Genomic DNA, 15,735 nt, shown 5'->3' on the forward strand with positions numbered 1-15,735 from the left:
ATATGCTGAAATATAGAGAATACGTGGAATACGCAGTGTTTTTGCAGGTGTGGATTGCAGGGAGTGAGTAGCTTCTTTTGAGGTGGTATCCGCATTGTTTGTACTTTGCGACGCATTGATGATAGGAATTATGCCATAGGATCATGTGAAGTGTGACATTTATGTGACGGTTCTAGAAAGACGCCCTATTGAATGGGGACTAGGCGAGGTACCACGTACTTTGTCATATTTTATGTTCAGCTGGTTTATCCGACTGTATATGGTTGATTTGAAGTCGCTTCTTGCATTTTTATAAAATATTCGCTTATGACAAAGGTTCCTAGCAGTCCGCAATATTAGAACATTTTTGCCAAAGGGTTTCCATTTGATTCCGCGAATTGTACATATACAAGCTTATTTCTTTCCATACCATCCGGGGAGGTAATGATCAATGGAAGAAAGCAGATCGACGACGGAAGCGGCAAAGCAGTTGGGAATCGGGGCCAGTACCCTTCGTAAATATGCGGCAGCGCTGGAGGAGCAGGGCTATGTGTTCCCGCGTTCCGCCAATCAATCGAGAATGTTCAGTCCAGAGGATGTAGAGTGCTTGAAGCTGATGCGAGGGGCGTTGCGTGAGGAACATTTGACGATGGAGCAGGCGGTTCAAGTGGTGCTTGAGAGGGTAACCGCACCCTTCCAGATCGAGGATGCAGGTGTCCGCTTGCCACCCGTATCGGATGGTGAGTCGCTGGCTGCAACCTGGGAGGAAATATTGGCTGCCGCAGAGGGCAGGGATGAGTCTGTAATGCAGGCGCAAGCCGCTGCTACTCTTGAATCGGCAGGATTAGAGGATGAAGTGAGCGTGCAGGAACAACAGATGCATACCTTGGCGCTAACGATTGAGCACAGACTGGAGCAAACAAGGGAGAGGGAAAAAGAAGAACTGGAACAAACACCAGTGCAGATACAAACGCAGGAGCCTATAGAGTCCCAAGCACTGACGGAGATGCAGATTATGGTGCAGAGTGCTCTACTGGAGATGCGAAGTCGTTTGGAAGAGCTGGAAACTGAGCATAGCAGTTTGGTGGAAAAGAACATCAACCTTTCCAATCAGTTGGAGGACCAAAAGCGCTGGATGAAAGAACGGGTGGAAGAGGAACGGGATCGACAGTTAATTACCAATTTGCGCACCTATCAGGGCAGACAGCGTAAGTCCCGCGGTTCGCTGCTGTCCTGGCTCGGTTTGGCACCACGCAGACGTAGAGAGGCATAGATCATCCACAATAAGACCATCAGACCTTCCCGGTTCTGGTGGTCTTATTGTGGATGGTATAATAGCGGAACAGACCGGAGTGAATGGATTTAGGGCACCTGGCGCATACAAGAAGACTAGAGCAAGCCACATATATAACATGCCGCAGGATGAATAGGAAAGGGTTATTAGAATGTTTACTTGGTTACGGAATGCTTACGAATCTTGGATAGATTACCCGAAACAGCCTGGCGATCTGCTGGGTGGACGTTATCATATTCTTTCGCTGCTGGGTATGGGAAGCTATGGTCTGACCTACCTCTGTCTGGACAAGCATAATGGGCAGGAGGTAGCGGTCAAGCTACCCAGACCGAGCAAGCGGGCGAAAGGTGTTCAACTGTTGCAGCGTGAGGCCGACATTATGCGACAAATGGAACATCCCTATATCCCGAGGCTGCTCGAAAGTGCGGAGCATCGGAATGAACTGTACTTGGTCATGGAATATATCTCCGGTATGACGCTGGAGGAGCTTATATTTGAACAGGGGCGTTCTTTTACCGAACAGGAATGTATCGTCTACACCCTGGAGCTAATGGAGCGGGTTCTGCATGTGCATGAACAGGACTACATCCATCGGGATATCCGCATTCCCAATGTGATCCACCGCGAAGGGAAACCGTACCTGATCGACTTTGGCCTTGCACTGGCGATGGGCGAGCAGCAGGAGGATGTATTTACCCAATCTATGCTGGAAAAGCGTGCACCCGAACGACAGGATGTCGCCATCTACAGCGATTTGTACGATGTCGGGCATTTGATGCTTTTTATGCTGTATAGCAGTTACGAGCCTCAACCGGATCAACCGCCGGGAAGCTGGCAGGAAGAATTGAAGCTGAGTCCACCTGTACGCCATCTGCTGGAACGTCTTTTTCAGATTGGCCCAAGGTATGAACATAGTCGCCAGTTTATGCTGGAGCTGGAGAAGGCGTTGGTGCAGCAGGAAGGCTAGTCCATAAAGATCATCCATAAAAATAACGGGCATTCGCCGTAAAAATGGGGTAATGCCCCCCTTACGCATCTGACCGTATCTACATACAATGATCCTGTAAATGAGCGAAAGGAGTGTTGTAAATGAGTCATATGTGTGGGATGGGCGGTATGGGGTACGGCGGAGCCTGGACCTCTGTAGGAGCGATTCTGGTTCTGTTTATTTTGCTGGTAATCATATCCAAAACTCTGTTTCTGTAATTTTGTTAATAGACGATTTCTTGTAAAATGCACAGATGTTGCCCTGCATAACGCCGGGCGCACAACAATAAAGCGAAGGCCCTTGATGAGAAGGGTCTTCGCTTTATAAGGTTTGAAGGAGCCACTGGCTTCCTTCCTATGCCTGGTTTCATTCGTCGCAGCTCTTTACTTACGAACTGGAGTAATGACGGCGTTTGTCCTTGTAATATTGGTGCCCGTTATGGCTGTTCTTGTATCCTAAATCGGATGAAGAGCGGCGTTTACGTTCGTAATAACGGTCCGAGCTGCTGTATTTCCGCTTATGAGAATGAGAGGTGGAATGTAGCAGGCGGTGCAGTAATTTTTTGAGCATCGTCTAATCCTCCTTCTTATCCTGTCCAACTGATTTTTAGATCGTTTTCTGACATAGACAGGTTCTTATGAAACGGTAATACGCAGCGGTGTTGGGACGGGTTCCACTATTTTAAAGGTTTTAAGGATTTGGCCTGAAACTCGGCAATATCCTTGAACTCATCTTCAAATTTACGCGAAATACGGATATAGATCGGCAGTAAATCACGGTAAATATCCACATGCTCTGCCACGGGCTTATGCTGGTGAGTGGTGCCGATCATACCGGATACAGCGTCCAGCGAATCAATCCGTCCCAGTGCGTACAAGCCCAAAATAGCTGCGCCAAGGCAGGAGCTTTCCAGACTTTCCGGGATAATGACCTCCTGATCGAAAATATCCGCCATGAGCTGTCGCCACAGCTCCGAGCGTGCGAATCCGCCAGTGGCGTGAATGACCGAAGGTCTGTCGATGACCTCTTCCATGGCCAGCATAACCGTGTACAGGTTGAACAGCACACCTTCCAGAGCGGCGCGGATCATATGCTCTTTTTTGTGACGCAGGGACAAGCCGAAGAAGGAGCCGCGGGCATTCGGGTCCCACAGGGGCGCACGTTCACCGGACAGATACGGGAGAAAGAGCAGGCCGTCCGAGCCGGGGCGTACCTGTTCCGCAATTTGGGTCAGCACATGGTACGGATCAAGCCCCAGTCGTTTGGCGGTTTCCACCTCGGAGGCTGCAAATTCATCGCGAATCCAGCGGAACACAATGCCGCCATTGTTCACCGGGCCGCCGATCACCCACAGCTTTTCGGTCAATGCGTAGCAGAAAAAACGTCCCTTGTCATCGGTCAACGGCTTATCGACCACGGTACGGATGGCTCCGCTGGTACCGATCGTGACAGCGACAACCCCCGGTTTGATGGCATTCACACCAAGGTTGGACAAGACACCGTCACTGGCTCCGATGACAAAAGGAGTCGTCTCCAGCAAGCCCATGTCATGCGCATAGGTCGCATCCAGTCCCTTCAGGACATGAGTCGTGGGAACCAGCTCAGACAACTGTTCCTTCGTCACACCGGCAATACGCAGTGCTTCCTCGTCCCAATCCAGTTGCTCCAAATTCATGAGGCCGGTAGCGGATGCAATCGAATGATCCACGACATATTGCTGGAACAATCGGACAAATACGTATTCCTTGATAGAAATATATTTGTACGTTTGTGCAGCAATATCCGGCAAATCCCGTGTAATCCACATCAGCTTCGTCAGCGGCGACATGGGATGAACGGGGGTCCCGGTGCGCAAGTAAATGTCATGTCCGTTGTATTCATGCTTGAGCGCTTCAGCCCACTTGGCGCTGCGGTTATCTGCCCACGTGATGGAGGCGGTCAGCGGCTTGCCGTTCTTATCCACCGCCAGAACGCTGTGCATGGCCGAACTGAAGGAGACAAACAGCACATGCTCGGCTGCTACTCCGCTTTGTTTCATGACCTCCTGCACCGTTGTCACGACGGCTTTGAAAATATCCTCCGGGTCCTGTTCGGCCGCATCCGGCTCAGGTGTATGGAGCGGATAGCCCACATGATGCTGAGCAGCAATGTTGCCGTTTTCTTCGAAAAGCACTGCTTTCGTACTGGTCGTACCGATATCGACGCCGATCATATATCGGGTTTCTGCCATATTCAATCTCCCCTTCACTTACCGTTATTAGCTCATTATCGTTAAATTAACACACTCAGCAGCATAATCAAACCGAAGGCGACTAGGGAGAGGATGGTTTCCATAGCGGTCCATGATTTGAGAGTCTGGGGAACCGTCATGTTGAAAAATTCTTTGATCATCCAAAAACCGGCGTCATTCACATGCGAAAGGATCAGCGATCCCGCCCCTGTAGCAAGGACAACCAGCTCGACATTCACGCCGGGTGTAAGTGCCAGCACAGGTGCGACAATACCGGAGCCTGTCGTCATCGCGACCGTAGCGGACCCGGTGGCTACACGAATGAGCGCAGCGACCAGAAAAGCAAACACGATTACATTCATATGCGCCCCCGTAGCCACCGCTGCAATGGCCTGACCTACGCCGCTGTCGATCAATACGGTTTTAAACGCGCCCCCACTGCCGATGATTAAAATAATAGAGGCTGTGGGGGCCAGACATTCACTGGTAAAACGGGATAAATCCTCTTTCTTCAAACCGTGTGCGTAACCAAGTGAGAAAAACGAAAATACAGCCGCAATCAGTAACGCCATAACCTCATCACCGATGAATTTGAAAAATACCGTAAGTGGATGCATATTGGACGGGTCCACAATTTCAGCGACCGATCCGCTGAGCATCAGGATAACAGGCAGCAAAATCGTAAACAATGTGATCCCAAAAGGTGGCAGCGGCCGTCCTGTTGTATTGGTGAACTGCTCGTCCAGCTTCTCGGAGGGTCTGACCATAATTTTTTTGCCAATCCAGGCACCGAAGACCGGACCTGCAATAATAGCGGAAGGAATACCGACGATGAGCGCATACCCTATCGTGCGTCCGATATTGGCGTTAAAGGCTTCAATCGCGATCATCGGAGCCGGATGGGGCGGCAAAAGTCCATGTACCGTCGATAGCCCCGCCAGCATGGGAATACCGATTTTCAGCAGTGACATATTCATTTTACGGGCGACCGTGAACAGAATCGGAATTAATAAAATAATGCCAACTTCGAAAAATACCGGAATACCCACGATAAAGCCTACGATCATCATGGCCCAATGGACACGTTTTTCACCAAACCGGTCCATAAGTGTGGTGGCAATACGCTCGGCACCGCCGGATTCTGCCATCATTTTACCGAGCATGGTGCCCAGCCCGATGACGATGGCGATGGACCCAAGCGTGCTGCCAAGGCCCTTGGTGATGGAGGCAGTAACTTCATGTCCCGGCATCCCGTTAACCAGCCCGAGAAATACGGAGGAAAGCAGTAGTGAAACAAAGGGATTCCATTTAAACTTGGCAATCAGCAAAATCAAAAGAATGATGGTAATTAGCGCCCACGTAAGTAGTGAAGCGTTATGGCTCAAGCCGAATAGGGTGTTCATGAAGTAGTGCCTCCTTATGCGTTAATGTGTAGTACATGTATACTTGTCGACAACTTTAGTCTAAAAGGAACTGCGCCAGCTTAGAACACATAAAGCGTGGTGCAGCGGCTCTTTTTATACCTTTTGCAGATTAGGACAGACTCTTGCGGTAAGGGGACAGAACGCTGTCGTTTACCGCGTTGCGGGTGTCCCGGTAATGATCCTCGATAAATTCGGACAGCTCCTGAGCGCTCCCTTGGTTTAAAGCGTTTGCAAAGGTACGATGTTTGTGAATCGTGACTTGGGATTCTTCAATCTTGGACGTAAAGCGTTGTTCTGTGGCAGCCAGCATGACCGTCAGGATCAACTGCCTCATTCCGTTCCAGGTGTGGAGAATACGAGTATGGCCTGCTTCCAGCACCAGAGTCTCATGAAAATTGAAGTCCTGAAGAGAAAATTCAACGACGTCTCTGTGCTTGAGAGCGACTTCCATTTTATCAATCATCCGGTTTAAAGCGGTCACCAACCCTGCATTGTCTCTATGTACAAATCTTTGTACAACAAAATGCTCAATCAGCATTCGCACATCGAAAAGCTCCTCCATATCAGCGGGCGTCATGCCTATGACAATCGCTCCCATGCGTTCCAAGCGAAGCAATCCTTCACTGGAGAGCACTTTTAACGCTTCACGAACAGGAGAACGGCTGGTGCCAAAATCGGCAGCAATCTGATTTTCAGATAATACCGTGCCGGGTGCCTGCATACCACGGATAATCTGAAGTCGAAGCTCACAAGCAATCCTTTCACCAAGCGATGCACCCTGTAGCCAGACTGACGGATATTTCATGTGCATACTCCTATCTGGAAATTTCGGTTGCCTCTTTCGGGCATACTTGTATACAAGTTATGAAGTATTATATACCCCGTAAAAGATACTTGTAAACGGTGTCAATGGACATCGGTTCCATTTCAATGCTTTTAGCGTTACAATAGAGGCAGAAAAGAAGCAGAAAAAAGCAGCAGTGAAAGTGGAACGAACACGGAAAAGAAGGAGACCGTTTAATGATTATTATTAAAACCAAAGAACAAATTGAAAATATGAAGAAAGCTGGCGAAATTTTAGCTGCTTGCCACCGGGAAATTGCCAAAATGATCAAGCCGGGTATTACAACATTGGAAATTGATGCCTTCGCGGAATCGTTTATGAAAAAGCATGGCGCAACGCCGGAACAAAAGGGCTACAACGGTTACCAGTTTGCGACTTGTGGATCGCCTAACGATGTCATTTGCCACGGTTTCCCGAACAAGACACCGTTGAAGGACGGGGACATTGTGACGATTGACATGGTTGTAAACCTGAACGGCTGGCTGGCGGATTCCGCCTGGTCGTATGCAGTGGGTAATGTTTCCGAGCAGGCACAAAAGCTGCTGGACGTTACCAAGGAATCCCTGTACAGAGGGATTGAGCAGGCTGTAATCGGTAACCGGATCGGCGATATTTCCCATGCGATCCAAACCTATGCGGAAGCGGAAGGCTTCTCGGTTGTACGCGAATTCATCGGTCACGGCATCGGAGAAGATATGCATGAACAACCGCAGGTGCCGCATTATGGACCACCGCATCGCGGACCGCGCTTGAAGGAAGGCATGGTCATTACAATTGAGCCGATGCTGAATACGGGCACCTACCGCAGCAAAGTGGATGCGGATGGTTGGACGGCGCGTACAATGGACGGCGGTTTGTCGGCGCAATACGAGCATACGCTGGCGATTACAGCGGACGGCCCGATCATTTTGACACAGCAATAAACCAGGTAGGCGTATTACAGAAAAGGGGCTGTCCAAAGGGCAGTCTCTTTTAGCATAGGCACCTCGCTGTTATGTATATTCGCCTTTTCTCGCCTTGTTTAAGGGAGATCATTTGGGCAAGGTGCTAGTCAAAGTAAGTGATGCTGATATGTAACTCTCCGAGCGTCAGAGTCAGTGCGAAGAGCTGATCGAGCAGGCGGATCGGATGCTGTATACTGCGAAGACGGAAGGGCGCAATCGGGAAGCTTTTTCCGGGCAGGTGTGATGCAGCTCTATAACAAGCCCAAAAGACACGACTCCTGTTGGAAGATCGTGTCTTTTGGGTTCAGCATTTTGTAACATTCGATTCCCAACGCTCGAAAGTACAATAGATAGACGAACTAAACCGTTTCGATCTATACATTGCTGATTTGAAATCGCTCTTGGGATTGTTGCAAAATGCTCGGGTGTATGCAACAACATGCTTGCAGCACGCGAGTATCTGTTTGTCAGATTCGGACTTCTGCCTCATTCGGATTAAGCTGACGATATTGAAAATACATACGAAGTCGCCAGTGCAGCAATGTCCCGAAGGCGAGGATGAAAAATAGCCCCGCCGTCTGTGGAATGGTAATGTAGCGCTGGATAAACTCATGCAGCAGCAGGCGAACGATCAGCAGACTGATCAGGATAAAAAAGAAGGTGCGTGAGCGTTGTACAAAAACTTGTCCTTCTTGCATCTCAAACTTGGTGCTGCGGATCAGCGGATACGAGAAAATAAACCAGCCGACCAGAAAAGCACCCATTGCCCAAAGCCAGGGAACTCGTACCTCTGGCACGATAAACATCATAAAGCCAGTGCTCATACCGAGCGGAGGGATGATAATCTTTTTGGCATTAACCGGGCGATGACCTGTCTTCATACGGATGAAAATAGCCGAAACAGCGATCAAGATCATGCCGAAGGTTGCGCCATATTGCAGAATTGGGGTGCTGATATGAATCATGGACTGGGCCCCCTCTATAAGAAATGTAAGCGTTATTGGCCAGACTGCAAATCTTGTTCATTATACCACATATGTAATGGATATATTTAGTTACAGTCTTTCCTCCGGCAAGCGGATTATACGCTCGATTGTGGTGACTGACCCCACGTCCTTGGGCCTCTATCATACTTATGCAAGATTCTCTGCTTGTACCTCTCCTTGCGCCGATTTTTTCTCCTGACGCATGATATACCCCATGGCTGCAATAATAAGGATAAAAGCGATGAGTGCGAGAAAAGGAATGGTAATAAAATCAAACCAGTTCAGATAATCCTGTTCACAGGATACTCTGCCACAGGAGGTTGAAGCCTGCGTAGCCGCTTTGGCGGCTGCATGGATACGCTGAATCGTAAAGTGATAGGCCGAAATGGCGCCTCCAATAATAGCCAGCGGCATGACATAACGACGTATTCCCGTATCTCCCCGAAAATAAGCGATTCCGAGCAAAAGGATTAGGGGATACATCAGAATGCGTTGAAACCAGCACAGCTTGCAAGGCTCGTACCCCAAAATCTCGCTGAGATACAGACTGCCTAATGTGGCCACACAAGCCACAACCCAGGCGGCAAACAAAGCTATATCTGTTTTTTTAAACGATCCAATCATAGTAACGCTCCTTTTTGGATTCAAATAAGAACAAAATGAACTCACCGTGTCTTGTCCGATCAGCAGGCATCTGCTGATATGGATGTCTTATCCATATTGTACTGTATTTTGAGTGCAGGGTCATACTTAAACATATTGACATCATTCACTATCGTTTTTATAATTACAATAGTTTGGGAAGTTAATAAGGATTCAAGATCAGATATATATAATATGAGAAACTTGGGAGTGTGTCCAGAATGTCGAGTATCCAAAAAAACGAAACTCTGTCTGTCATTAGTGAAAGACATGCGGTAAAAAGTTATGTTAAGGATTTTAAATTGCCAGAGGAAGACCTGGAAGCTATTTTGACAGCTGCGATAGAAGCTCCTTCTGCCTGGAATCTTCAACACTGGAAATTCCTCGTGATTGAAACCGAAGCTGACAAGCAAAAGTTGCTGCCTATCGCTTACAATCAGGGGCAAGTAGTGGAAAGCTCTGTGACCATTGCCGTTTTGGGTGATCTGGAAGCGAACCGTAACGCTGTGATTTATGATCAAGCGGTAGACGCTGGTACAATGCCCGCGGAAATCCGTGACGCATTGGTAGGTCAAATCAACGGTGCTTACCAAAACGCACAAGTAGCTCGCGATGCAGCGGTCCTGAACTCTGCTTTTGCGGCACAAAACATTATGCTGGCTGCTAGATCGCTTGGTTATGACACTTGCGCTATGGGTGGTTTCATTCCTGCGCAATTGATCGAGCAATTCAACATTCCTGCACGTTACCTGCCAACCATACTTATTTCTGTAGGTAAAGCACAAGTACCAGCACGTCCATCAGGACGCTTCCCATTATCTGAAGTTGTTGTAAAAGGGAGCTTCTAAGAAGAATTTTTAACATAAAAAGGGTGTTCCTGCAACCGTCGTGGTTGGGGGAACACCCTTTTGTTATGCTTTCGTTGCAAGAAATGCTTCTACCTAATCCGAGCGTTTGGAGACCATATATACCAGCTCCAGCGTCAGAATAGGCAAAAAGACAGAAGCTGGATAGGCCAGATAGCGTGGCTCCCATTGCGGCTTGAACTTATCCTTGAAGCGGCGAAGCCCTTGAAAGCCGTAAAAATGTCCTCCGTATTGAAAAACGAGCCGGGCCAGTTTTTCCTCGCGCAACGCTTTTTCGCTTTGTCCTACTTGGGACAGCGGAGCCATGCCCAGATTGAATGTTGTATACCCGCTGTCTTTGGCCCACTCGATCACTCGTGTGAACAAGTAGTCCATCGTGCCATTCGGTGTATCGGGCAGATGACGCATCAGGTCTATGGAGACCGTCTGTCCACGGTCATAGGCAGGGGCCATCGTCGCGAAGGCGATGATCTTTCCTTCAGTGTCCTTTAATAGCGCAATCGGGGCTAACTGAAGATAAGGCTCCTTGAACCAGCCAAGCGAATAGCCCTTCTCCTTCCGTCCATCCAGCCAGATATTCGAAATGTGACGAAGCTCCTCAATTAATGCTCCATCCAAAGGCGGTTGGATCATCTCGAACGTGTACCCCTCGCGGTCAAAGCGGTTTTTGGCGCTGCGCAGCACCTGATTGCTTTTACCTGTCAGTGTAAAGGACACCAGCGACACCAGCGCTTCCTCGCCCAGCTTGAAAAACCGATAGCCGTTCTCATGGTAGATGGACAAATACTCTGGTGATGCCTGATAAAATACAGCCGTTAACGCATATCGGTCTGCGAAGCGCTGAAATTCCTGAATCGCTTCGCTCACACGTTCCTTCGGACCGAGGGGGTCACCTAACACAATCAGTTTGTCCCGGCTGCGGGCATAGGGAATAACCACTTGTTCGTTCTTGGTCCAATACAGATATTTATCGCCGAGAAAGAGCATATGAGAAACCAAATTGCCGCCCTGCTTTGCCAGAAATTCTTTTAGCTTATCCAGCTCTTGCGAGTCAGGTAGATTGCCGATTCCACGCTGGGGACGGAGGAAGAAATACACCGTCAGGAACACCCACGCCAAAATCAGACTGAACACCGCTGTAACCCCGTAATCGCTGCGATTCATAAAAAAGTCCAGATGGACCTTGGCGTGCAGATTGCGCATAAACGCAGTATTGGAGCCTGCCCCAATCATAAAGTAAGCACCGGTCACGAGCAGAGACAATCCGCCCCAGATTAAAATATTGTGCCGATTCAGCGGCGCACTAACCCGATAAAACCGAGAGCGCGAGATCCACAGCATCAGCGCTACGAACAACAGGAATAGAGCTTCCTCGAAATCCAGACCTTTAATGAAGGTGAAAATGGCCCCTGCAAGCAGCAGTACCAGCGTCAGCCGCAGGGCTCTGCGAATGCGCAGGGATATTCCGTGAGACAGCACCATGAGCATAATTCCGATGATGACGGAGATTTCATGCGACAGGCGCATGACGGGCAGACTGAGCAAATGCTCGGCAAAACGCAGCCGATATAGCAGACCAGGCGTAGCCGCCGACAGAAGGAGCACTACACCGGAGATGAGTACCAGCTTGCCAAGTGCCCATACCCCCAGGTCGGCCAGAAAGCGGAATTGACCAGGCCAGCCCCATACCTTTTGCCAAGCGTTGAGAGAGGTTTCCCAACTTGTCTCTGCCAGTTGACTCAGGCGTTCGCTGCGCGGAATCATTTCCAGCGCAGCCAGCACGAGGCCGATCAACCACGGAATGATGTAATAAAAGACGCGAAAGGCCAGTAGCACAGCCAATGCTCGATCCGAGTTGGCGCCTGCCATTTGCAGCCCGAGCAGGGCAATAATATCGAAGGCACCGACTCCTCCCGGCGCGAGACTGATCAGCCCGGCAATCGCGGCAATTACATAAATGCCGAACACGGCATTCATCGGCAGCTCATGCAACAAGTGCGAGCCGATCCATGCAAAGGTAAGGCCAGCCAGCAGCCATTCCAGCAGCGAAGCGCCGATGGAGGCGGAGATGGTGAACCAGGAAAGCTGGCCTGCTCCCTTGTTGAACCATGTGGCGTACCGTTTGGATCGCTGCATAATCAGGAACAGTGGCAGGTACAGCGCCATTCCCCATAACGCCCAATGAAGCCACGGATGAGCATCCAGCACGGGCTGTACCGGATATAGATGGGCAATCCCGCCCCAGGCCAGCAAAGAAAGCCCGGTAATGACTACAGGCGAAAGGAACACCACCGCAGAGGTGATGATTCCCAGCGGCACGCCGCTTTTTTTGTACAGCACCGTGCGCAATCCCGCTCCTGTAAAGCCAGCGAAGCCAAAGACGTTATTGAAGGTGTTCGAAATCCAGGCGTACCGGAATGTCGCTGCGGGCTTGACCTGTAGCTTGAAATGATGCCTGATCACGTAATCGTATGCGCTCATGGCGGCCACGGCTATCAGTGAGAACAAGCCGATTTCGATGAGAAAGGTAGCATCCATTCGCCGCAGCTCATGAAGCATACGTGCCAGATTGAAGCTTTTCAGCTCACGTCCGGCCTCCCATATAATAAAAGCCAATACAGCCAGCGGAAGCAAAATACGTGTCAGCCGCTGCCTGTAGATGGTCATCATGAACTGTACGATTTTAAAGGATTGGATCGGTTTGTGATTTGAATTCATAGATTCACCTGCCTGAAAAATAATGAAATAGATTCTGAATGATACACGGAGATATCATGCCCATGAATAGGCTACTATATATTATACCTGTATTAAACGCTTGAATAACAACAGAAGGGTTACGAAAGCTGGATTTTGGATTGATTGCCGTAAATAATTCCAATATAATGATGGAAAACCTAGTCATTTACTTGGTAATGGAGCTGAACGGAAATGAGTATGTGGGATCGTGATCTTTTTGTACGTCGATTGGAGCTGATGTGGCCGCAGGATGCTGACGAAAGCCGGTATCCATTTAACTTAAAAGCCATGCATCAATGGAATGAGCTGAAATTTCACCCGTCTGTTACCTATATTGTTGGAGAAAACGGTGTGGGTAAATCAACGCTTATGGAAGCGATAGCGGTCGCGTGGGGATTCAATCCGGAGGGCGGCACCAAAAATTTTAATTTCTCTACACAGGCCACGCATTCCTCGCTGCATGAGTATGTCCGGCTGGTGAGAGGGGCCCGCAAGCCGCGGGACGGTTTCTTTTTCCGTGCAGAAAGCTACTACAATCTGGCGACTCATATCGACGAGCTGGATCGGGAAGGAGGGGGCCGGCCCATCCGAGACTCCTATGGAGGAAAATCGTTGCATGAGCAGTCGCATGGCGAGTCTTTTTTTGCCGCATTTTTGCATCGGTTTGGAGGTCAGGGGCTGTATATTCTGGATGAGCCAGAGGCTGCGTTATCGCCCCTGCGCCAGATGGCCATGCTTGCACGTATCCACGAGCTGGTACAGCAGGGCTCGCAGTTCATCATTTCTACGCATTCCCCGATTTTGATGGCCTATCCCGACTCCGTCCTGTACCACCTGACACATGAAGGAATAGACACCCGGACGCTGGAGGAAACCGATCATTTCATCATCATGAAACAATTTCTGAACAACAAGGAAAAGATGATGCAGGAGCTATTCGAAGATCCCCAATAAGGAATGGGTGAACCTCAAGAGAGCTATCCATACTCGTACAACTTAGACTTTAGCTACAAGAAGGTGACCTATACGTTGGTCCAAGCAGATGAGATTGAAGTTTTGTCTTTTTGCTCAAATATTCACCGGATCTGCACCTTATTATTGGTTATCATGCTCATTTATGGTATATGTATAAGGGAAAATAAAATGAGTATACTGCTCTTTTGATGAGGTGCGAATGTGAAGCTCACATAAAAACCCCGGATCCTTCGCACCTCGAAATTTGTCGAAAAACATTAAATTAGTTTTCTTCAGTAGAAGTCAATGGTTGATTCAAGCCTTTTTGGCATCGTTTTTTGCTAAAATGTATGGAATTTATATCATTAAGGTATGAATTACTGCATTTTCGCTGTCGCACTCTATATGAGTGCGTGGATTGAAATCAATAATCCTCACTCTAGCGACATCAAATAGAGCAGTCGCACTCTATATGAGTGCGTGGATTGAAATGTATCATCCAAATATTTCCACCTCCTCACACAAAGTCGCACTCTATATGAGTGCGTGGATTGAAATACAACTGGTTCAGCCCGAGCGTTTGAGCAAGCTGTTGTCGCACTCTATATGAGTGCGTGGATTGAAATAGTTCAGCCAGCTTTTCAGGGCGCTGCTTTAAGTCGCACTCTATATGAGTGCGTGGATTGAAATGTCTTTGCCCCGATAGCTTGCCAGGTCCGGACCAAGTCGCACTCTATATGAGTGCGTGGATTGAAATTTTAAGCGTCTGATTAACATGATCATTATCAATTTTAAGTCGCACTCTATATGAGTGCGTGGATTGAAATCGACTTTATACGGCGGAATGTCCTGTCGCTCAAGTCGCACTCTATATGAGTGCGTGGATTGAAATAAACCTCTATAAGAACCACTATTTTTAGTGGTTCCTTGTCGCACTCTATATGAGTGCGTGGATTGAAATTTCTTGAAACATATCACTACGGTCACTCTCTAGCCGTCGCACTCTATATGAGTGCGTGGATTGAAATATTAGCCCGGCGCAAAGGTCGCAATACATGCCATCTAAGGTCGCACTCTATATGAGTGCGTGGATTGAAATCTTGATGCCCCAATGGTAAAACTCTTAATCTCAGTCGCACTCTATATGAGTGCGTGGATTGAAATGACATTGAACTCGCTGAGCAAATGTACACTTTTGAGGTCGCACTCTATATGAGTGCGTGGATTGAAATAACGCAGCAATACGGGCCTTCAACGCATCGATATCCGGTCGCACTCTATATGAGTGCGTGGATTGAAATAATCGTAAGGCGAACGGTATGGCCAACTTCGATCGTGGGTCGCACTCTATATGAGTGCGTGGATTGAAATTCGGCCAGCGACAATCCTTCACGGCCAGCATAAAAGTCGCACTCTATATGAGTGCGTGGATTGAAATTCAAGAACCCTCCGCATAAAGTCGCCCATCCCCGTGTCGCACTCTATATGAGTGCGTGGATTGAAATAACGGTCAGACGGACGTAACGGTAGTTGCTGGCACTGACGTCGCACTCTATATGAGTGCGTGGATTGAAATATTTACTTTGGATGCATGACAATGAGATTGAGTCTTGGGTCGCACTCTATATGAGTGCGTGGATTGAAATTAACGGAGCAGAGAGGGAGCCAATGAACACAACAAAGGTCGCACTCTATATGAGTGCGTGGATTGAAATTTTTCGACTGCCTGTTCTTTCAGTAGATCGGTAAGTGGATCAGATACACTAAGTTGGACAGAAAAAATAAGGGCTTGTAGAATAAACCTATCATGTTAAGGAGCGAATCTCTACAATGCCAAAACAACGA

General features: G+C 48.6%; 13 protein-coding genes and 1 CRISPR repeat array. Of the genes, 6 read left to right on the forward strand and 7 right to left on the reverse strand.

What is annotated here, in order from left to right; translation table 11 throughout:
- Positions 1–430 precede the first annotated feature (430 nt).
- The 3 genes from ABH897_RS23990 (at position 431) to ABH897_RS24000 (ending at position 2,479) form a co-directional block, all read left to right on the forward strand.
- Positions 431–1,252: a MerR family transcriptional regulator gene (locus tag ABH897_RS23990; protein ID WP_404592815.1), complete on the forward strand. Its 822-nt coding sequence runs from the start codon at positions 431–433 to the stop codon at positions 1,250–1,252.
- Between the two features lie 172 nt (positions 1,253–1,424).
- A complete protein-coding gene (locus tag ABH897_RS23995) occupies positions 1,425–2,240 on the forward strand; it encodes a serine/threonine protein kinase (protein ID WP_404592816.1) in 816 nt (271 codons plus the stop codon).
- 140 nt (positions 2,241–2,380) lie between these two features.
- Positions 2,381–2,479 (forward strand): YjcZ family sporulation protein, encoded by a 99-nt coding sequence (locus tag ABH897_RS24000; RefSeq protein WP_412177974.1) that lies wholly within the window; start codon positions 2,381–2,383, stop codon positions 2,477–2,479.
- 169 nt (positions 2,480–2,648) lie between these two features.
- Here ABH897_RS24000 and ABH897_RS24005 read toward each other — a convergent pair whose 3' ends face one another.
- The 4 genes from ABH897_RS24005 to ABH897_RS24020 all read right to left on the reverse strand — a co-directional run bounded on the left by ABH897_RS24005 (position 2,649) and on the right by ABH897_RS24020 (position 6,720).
- Positions 2,649–2,831, reverse strand: a complete 183-nt coding sequence (locus tag ABH897_RS24005; protein ID WP_044646279.1) for a hypothetical protein — start codon at positions 2,829–2,831, stop codon at positions 2,649–2,651.
- A 106-nt stretch (positions 2,832–2,937) separates the two neighbouring features.
- The gene (gntK, locus tag ABH897_RS24010; RefSeq protein ID WP_404519821.1) at positions 2,938–4,491 is read right to left on the reverse strand and encodes a gluconokinase; all 1,554 of its coding nucleotides are present in this window, start codon (positions 4,489–4,491) and stop codon (positions 2,938–2,940) included.
- Between the two features lie 41 nt (positions 4,492–4,532).
- Positions 4,533–5,894 carry a GntP family permease gene (locus tag ABH897_RS24015; RefSeq protein ID WP_404592817.1) on the reverse strand — a complete coding sequence of 454 codons (1,362 nt, stop codon included), beginning with the start codon at positions 5,892–5,894 and terminating at the stop codon, positions 4,533–4,535.
- Between the two features lie 130 nt (positions 5,895–6,024).
- Entirely contained in the window at positions 6,025–6,720 is a 696-nt protein-coding gene (locus ABH897_RS24020; RefSeq protein WP_283654354.1) for a GntR family transcriptional regulator, read from the reverse strand.
- A gap of 215 nt (positions 6,721–6,935) precedes the next feature.
- Between ABH897_RS24020 and map the strand changes: the two genes are divergently transcribed.
- Positions 6,936–7,682 (forward strand): type I methionyl aminopeptidase, encoded by a 747-nt coding sequence (map, locus tag ABH897_RS24025; RefSeq protein WP_137061384.1) that lies wholly within the window; start codon positions 6,936–6,938, stop codon positions 7,680–7,682.
- A gap of 488 nt (positions 7,683–8,170) precedes the next feature.
- Here map and ABH897_RS24030 read toward each other — a convergent pair whose 3' ends face one another.
- Together ABH897_RS24030 and ABH897_RS24035 are read right to left on the reverse strand one after the other, a co-directional pair.
- The gene (locus tag ABH897_RS24030; protein ID WP_283654355.1) at positions 8,171–8,668 is read right to left on the reverse strand and encodes a CcdC family protein; all 498 of its coding nucleotides are present in this window, start codon (positions 8,666–8,668) and stop codon (positions 8,171–8,173) included.
- Positions 8,669–8,836: 168 nt separating this feature from the next.
- Entirely contained in the window at positions 8,837–9,313 is a 477-nt protein-coding gene (locus tag ABH897_RS24035) for a disulfide oxidoreductase (RefSeq protein WP_283654356.1), read from the reverse strand.
- 239 nt (positions 9,314–9,552) lie between these two features.
- Between ABH897_RS24035 and ABH897_RS24040 the strand changes: the two genes are divergently transcribed.
- Entirely contained in the window at positions 9,553–10,179 is a 627-nt protein-coding gene (locus tag ABH897_RS24040) for a nitroreductase family protein (protein ID WP_283654357.1), read from the forward strand.
- A 93-nt stretch (positions 10,180–10,272) separates the two neighbouring features.
- Here ABH897_RS24040 and mprF read toward each other — a convergent pair whose 3' ends face one another.
- Entirely contained in the window at positions 10,273–12,915 is a 2,643-nt protein-coding gene (mprF, locus tag ABH897_RS24045) for a bifunctional lysylphosphatidylglycerol flippase/synthetase MprF (RefSeq protein WP_283654358.1), read from the reverse strand.
- A gap of 213 nt (positions 12,916–13,128) precedes the next feature.
- Between mprF and ABH897_RS24050 the strand changes: the two genes are divergently transcribed.
- Positions 13,129–13,890: an AAA family ATPase gene (locus ABH897_RS24050; RefSeq protein WP_283654359.1), complete on the forward strand. Its 762-nt coding sequence runs from the start codon at positions 13,129–13,131 to the stop codon at positions 13,888–13,890.
- A 393-nt stretch (positions 13,891–14,283) separates the two neighbouring features.
- Positions 14,284–15,605: direct repeats of the CRISPR family, unit length 32 nt; unit sequence GTCGCACTCTATATGAGTGCGTGGATTGAAAT.
- The last annotated feature ends 130 nt before the right edge of the window (positions 15,606–15,735 follow it).

Origin of the sequence: Paenibacillus sp. RC73 (assembly GCF_044908085.1) — a bacterium.
Taxonomy (GTDB): domain Bacteria; phylum Bacillota; class Bacilli; order Paenibacillales; family Paenibacillaceae; genus Paenibacillus; species Paenibacillus terrae_A.

Coding starts and splice junctions, on each gene's coding strand:
- ABH897_RS24015 (WP_404592817.1), bottom strand. CDS start 5,894: ATGAACACCCTATTCGGCTTGAGCCATAACGCTTCACTACTTACGTGG.
- ABH897_RS24050 (WP_283654359.1), top strand. CDS start 13,129: ATGAGTATGTGGGATCGTGATCTTTTTGTACGTCGATTGGAGCTGATG.
- ABH897_RS24030 (WP_283654355.1), bottom strand. CDS start 8,668: ATGATTCATATCAGCACCCCAATTCTGCAATATGGCGCAACCTTCGGC.
- ABH897_RS23995 (WP_404592816.1), top strand. CDS start 1,425: ATGTTTACTTGGTTACGGAATGCTTACGAATCTTGGATAGATTACCCG.
- ABH897_RS24005 (WP_044646279.1), bottom strand. CDS start 2,831: ATGCTCAAAAAATTACTGCACCGCCTGCTACATTCCACCTCTCATTCT.
- ABH897_RS24000 (WP_412177974.1), top strand. CDS start 2,381: ATGGGCGGTATGGGGTACGGCGGAGCCTGGACCTCTGTAGGAGCGATT.
- mprF (WP_283654358.1), bottom strand. CDS start 12,915: ATGAATTCAAATCACAAACCGATCCAATCCTTTAAAATCGTACAGTTC.
- ABH897_RS24035 (WP_283654356.1), bottom strand. CDS start 9,313: ATGATTGGATCGTTTAAAAAAACAGATATAGCTTTGTTTGCCGCCTGG.
- gntK (WP_404519821.1), bottom strand. CDS start 4,491: ATGGCAGAAACCCGATATATGATCGGCGTCGATATCGGTACGACCAGT.
- map (WP_137061384.1), top strand. CDS start 6,936: ATGATTATTATTAAAACCAAAGAACAAATTGAAAATATGAAGAAAGCT.
- ABH897_RS24020 (WP_283654354.1), bottom strand. CDS start 6,720: ATGAAATATCCGTCAGTCTGGCTACAGGGTGCATCGCTTGGTGAAAGG.
- ABH897_RS23990 (WP_404592815.1), top strand. CDS start 431: ATGGAAGAAAGCAGATCGACGACGGAAGCGGCAAAGCAGTTGGGAATC.
- ABH897_RS24040 (WP_283654357.1), top strand. CDS start 9,553: ATGTCGAGTATCCAAAAAAACGAAACTCTGTCTGTCATTAGTGAAAGA.